Here is a 3547-nt window from a genome sequence, read left to right as displayed (position 1 = left end):
ACACCTCGCCCAACCGTCGGAAAGCCAGAGCGTCGCGGTCCGGTAACCGCCGTCATCCATGAAGGCGATCCAGTCGCGGTTTGTCACCGGGCGGGACGCAAGGCGGAAGGGCTGCAGGTAGGTGTTGTGACGGGGGCCTTCGCAATCATAGGCGAAACCGCTGCCGTCATGTCCGATTTCAACCAGTCCGCCCTCGTGGTCGATCCATTGCAGAGGTCTTTCCTCGGCAACACGGATAGGCTCGGGCGCGCGGTAGGCGGGCATCAGCGGATTGTGCGACAGCGCATGCAGAAGGTCGGTCACCAGCAGTTCCTGATGCTGCATTTCGTGATGGCAACCGAGTTCGGCGAGATCGCGAACCTCGGACGCATCATCGCGCTCCTCGGACAGGAGGCGGCGCATGGCGTCATCGACATGGGCGCGGTAGGCCAGCACCTCTTCGATGGCCGGACGGGAGATCATGCCGCGCTTGGAGCGCATATGCCGCGGCCCGGCCTGGACGTAGTAGGAGTTGAACAGGAAAGCAAAGCGCTCGTCCGGCGACCGGTAACCGGAGACGCGCGGCTTGAGGATGAACTCCTCGAAGAACCATGTCGTGTGCGCCAGGTGCCATTTGGCAGGGCTTGCGTCCTCCATCGACTGGAGCGTCATGTCTTCAGGCGTCAGCCCTTTGACAAGCGCCTGGGAGCGCGCTCGGACGGATTGGTATAATTTGATACCCGTTTCGGCTGAAGGGGCGGGTTTCGTTGCAGGTGTCACTGTTTCAGTCCTCGATCCTGGGTTGGAATAAAATGCCTGCCGTTATCTATTAAGTCGCCTCCCTCTTCGGTATGCGCTGGTCGCCCGAGACACCGACACCTCCCGATGTCCTCCAAGCCACGGACAGACCGTTCAAGATGACGGTGAATTCAGGCACGCCGGTGTCGGGCGTGCTCAACTTTGTTAAACCCTGTTCAAATGTATGCGAATGGCCGAGAAGGTAAAGTCCGCACCATCGGCCTCCTGACAACGTTTTGTCAGGAGGCCGATAGAGCCGGGTGATCGCAACAGCAGGCGCGCCGGCTTCAGCGAAACAGGCGTCGATGCGCAGCACGCAGCAGCAAAAAAGCGATCGCGCACAGGGCAGCAAAATTATTCACGGGCAGCAGGGCTGCGGCAAAAAAAGGATCACCGATCGGCAGCAGCGGCATCGCCAGAGCGCCCGTTGCCAGAACGGCGAGTTGCTGAAGCGGCGCGGCGAACAAAAGCGCTGCAAGCAACGCCAAAACAACAGGCAGGAACCCGGCAAAGCGGCGATAACGACTGTGTTTCGCTTTCATCATCGTAGCGGATATGAAGGCATCGTCTTCCAACGGCCGGTCGGCGTCGGCAAAAAGTGCATTCAGGTCGCGATCGCGTTCGTCAATCATGTCTGTTCCTCACAATCGGCTTTGTCACCATAGGCGGACAGGGTCTGTTTCAAGCGCTGTGTGCCGCGCCGGATATGGGATTTGACCGTGCCTGCCGGCCGGCCCGTGAATTCGGCAATTTCGCCATGGCTCATCCCTTCGCTATAGGACAAAACGATACAAAGCCGTACAGCCTCAGGAAGGCCGGCAAGCGCCCGATCAAGATCGAAGGCGATATCAGCGTTATGCTCTATCCGATCCTCTATGTCGTCAGGCCCTTCGGCGTTCTTCAGCACGTCGCGGCGGCGGCAATGCTGAAGCCAGATATTGATCGCCGTCCGCTTTAGCCAGGCGCCGAAGCTGCCGGGCTGTCTCAACCGGTGGATATGGCGCCATGCGTCCAAAAACGCCTGCTGAGCCAGATCGTCCGCAAGGGCCGGATCGCCGCACAGGCGGCGCATGAGGTTGCGCAGCCATGACTGGCGCCGGCGCACCAGTTCCTCGAAGGCGCGGCGGTCGCCGTTCTTCGCCAGTCCGGCGATCAGCGCCTCCGGGGCTTTGGAATATGTCGTCACCGCCCCGATCCCGTGCTTTAGCGGCCAGGCCGGGCGGGATGGTCGTCCTCGCGGTTGCGGCGGGCGACATAGCGCGCCGCCGCAATCAGCCCGAGCGCCACAAAGCCGACGAGAAAGGCCGCGCCGAGCACCGGATAGAAAGCCGGCGCGTATTGCAGGCTGATCAGCCAGGCCAGAACCGCGATGCCCGGCGCGACGAACAGCGTCACCAGGCCGTAAACCATGAGTTCACGCTCCAACCGCTGTCCGCCTCCATCCGTGGATGCCAGGATCCTGTCCAGCACATCCTGGTCGATGGCCTGTCCGCTTTCGACGATACGGCGCAGGGTTTCGTGCTGTGTGCGCCGCTTGGCGATGTCGTACCAGATGCCGGCCACAATGATGGCGGCGACAAAGAACCAGAAGCCGAGCGCCGCCAGACCCGCACCCATTCCTTCCAGACCTGCTATGTGCATTGGTGTCTCCATGAATTTCGCGTTTCTGCCCTCATAGATGCATTGGCGGACCGGTTTGGATGCAGAGCGAAAAAAAGTATTCCACGGTCTTTCAATCCTACCGCGAAACGGTCTAACGTCGCGGCATGATTTCCGACAGGCCGCTGCTCGGCATTGTTCTCATGCTCGGTTTCTGCATTCTCGCGCCGCTGGGCGATTCCATCGCCAAGCTGCTGAGCGATGCGGTTCCGCTCGGTGTGCTGCTTGTGTTCCGGTTCCTTGTCCAGACCATACTGCTTATGCCGCTGGTTTTCCTGACGGGGCGGGCTTTGCACATGTCGGCGCGGGTGTTCCGGCTTATGGTGCTGCGCACCGTGCTTCATATTGTCGGCATCGGCGCAATGTTTGCGGCGCTGCGCCATCTGCCGCTGGCCGACGCGGTGGCCATCGCCTTCGTCATGCCGTTCATCATGCTCCTTTTGGGCAAGTTCGTCCTGTCGGAGGAGGTCGGCCCGCACCGGCTTGCCGCCTGCGCCGTCGGGTTTGCCGGAACATTGCTCGTCATCCAGCCCAATTTCGCCGAGGTCGGGGCACCGGCCCTTCTGCCTCTGCTCGTGGCCGTTGTCTTCTCCTTCTTCATGCTCGTCACCCGGCAGATTGCCAAGGAGGTGGACCCGGTCAGCCTGCAGTTCTCGAGCGGAGCGGTCGCAACGGCCATTCTCGCCCTGATCCTGATCGTTTTTCACGACGCGGAAATCGAGCCTCTGGTCCTGACCGCACCAAGTGTGGATGAATGGGTATTGCTGGTGTTGCTCGGCGTATTCGGCACGGTGGCGCATCTGCTGATGACATGGTCGCTGCGCTTTGCACCGTCTGCCACGCTGGCGCCGATGCAATATCTCGAGATACCCTTCGCCACACTGGTCGGCTGGCTCATTTTCCGCGACCTTCCCAACGGGCTGGCGGCGCTCGGGATCGCCATCACCATCGGTGCCGGGCTCTATGTCATCCACCGCGAGCGGGCAAGCGCCAGACGGATCGCCGCCGAGATTTGATGCATGGCCAGGCACCATGGCATTTTCCGGCAAAAAAGGTTTCTGATGCAGGTTGAATCTTCCCCGTTAAGCGTCCAAAGTCATTACACTTTCAC

5 protein-coding genes are annotated in these 3547 nt (G+C 60.9%); 1 reads left to right on the top strand and 4 read right to left on the bottom strand.

Translation table 11 applies throughout. The features are described 5' to 3' along the window. The 4 genes from AC5E6N_RS23700 to AC5E6N_RS23685 all read right to left on the bottom strand — a co-directional run. A partial coding sequence (locus AC5E6N_RS23700; RefSeq protein ID WP_491750116.1) for a DinB family protein occupies nucleotides 1-759 on the bottom strand: 759 nt, incomplete at its 3' end. Between the two features lie 305 nt (nucleotides 760-1064). Continuing rightward, nucleotides 1065-1409 (bottom strand): hypothetical protein, encoded by a 345-nt coding sequence (locus AC5E6N_RS23695; RefSeq protein ID WP_491750115.1) that lies wholly within the window; start codon nucleotides 1407-1409, stop codon nucleotides 1065-1067. Continuing rightward, a complete protein-coding gene (locus tag AC5E6N_RS23690) occupies nucleotides 1406-1963 on the bottom strand; it encodes an RNA polymerase sigma factor (RefSeq protein ID WP_491750114.1) in 558 nt (185 codons plus the stop codon). The genes AC5E6N_RS23695 and AC5E6N_RS23690 overlap by 4 nt, the downstream gene beginning before the upstream one ends. A gap of 17 nt (nucleotides 1964-1980) precedes the next feature. Beyond that, entirely contained in the window at nucleotides 1981-2418 is a 438-nt protein-coding gene (locus tag AC5E6N_RS23685) for a hypothetical protein (RefSeq protein ID WP_491750113.1), read from the bottom strand. Nucleotides 2419-2543: 125 nt separating this feature from the next. On the opposite strand from AC5E6N_RS23685, the gene AC5E6N_RS23680 reads away from it, so the two are divergent. Beyond that, the gene (locus AC5E6N_RS23680) at nucleotides 2544-3452 is read left to right on the top strand and encodes a DMT family transporter (RefSeq protein ID WP_491750112.1); all 909 of its coding nucleotides are present in this window, start codon (nucleotides 2544-2546) and stop codon (nucleotides 3450-3452) included. The last annotated feature ends 95 nt before the right edge of the window (nucleotides 3453-3547 follow it).

Source organism: Hoeflea sp. (assembly GCF_984452065.1).
This window is presented reverse-complemented; position numbering and strand designations above follow the sequence as displayed.

What these genes read in the sequence shown, in the direction of transcription:
- AC5E6N_RS23680 (WP_491750112.1), top strand. Translation starts at nt 2,544, where the DNA reads ATGATTTCCGACAGGCCGCTGCTCGGCATTGTTCTCATGCTCGGTTTC.
- AC5E6N_RS23685 (WP_491750113.1), bottom strand. Translation starts at nt 2,418, where the DNA reads ATGCACATAGCAGGTCTGGAAGGAATGGGTGCGGGTCTGGCGGCGCTC.
- AC5E6N_RS23695 (WP_491750115.1), bottom strand. Translation starts at nt 1,409, where the DNA reads ATGATTGACGAACGCGATCGCGACCTGAATGCACTTTTTGCCGACGCC.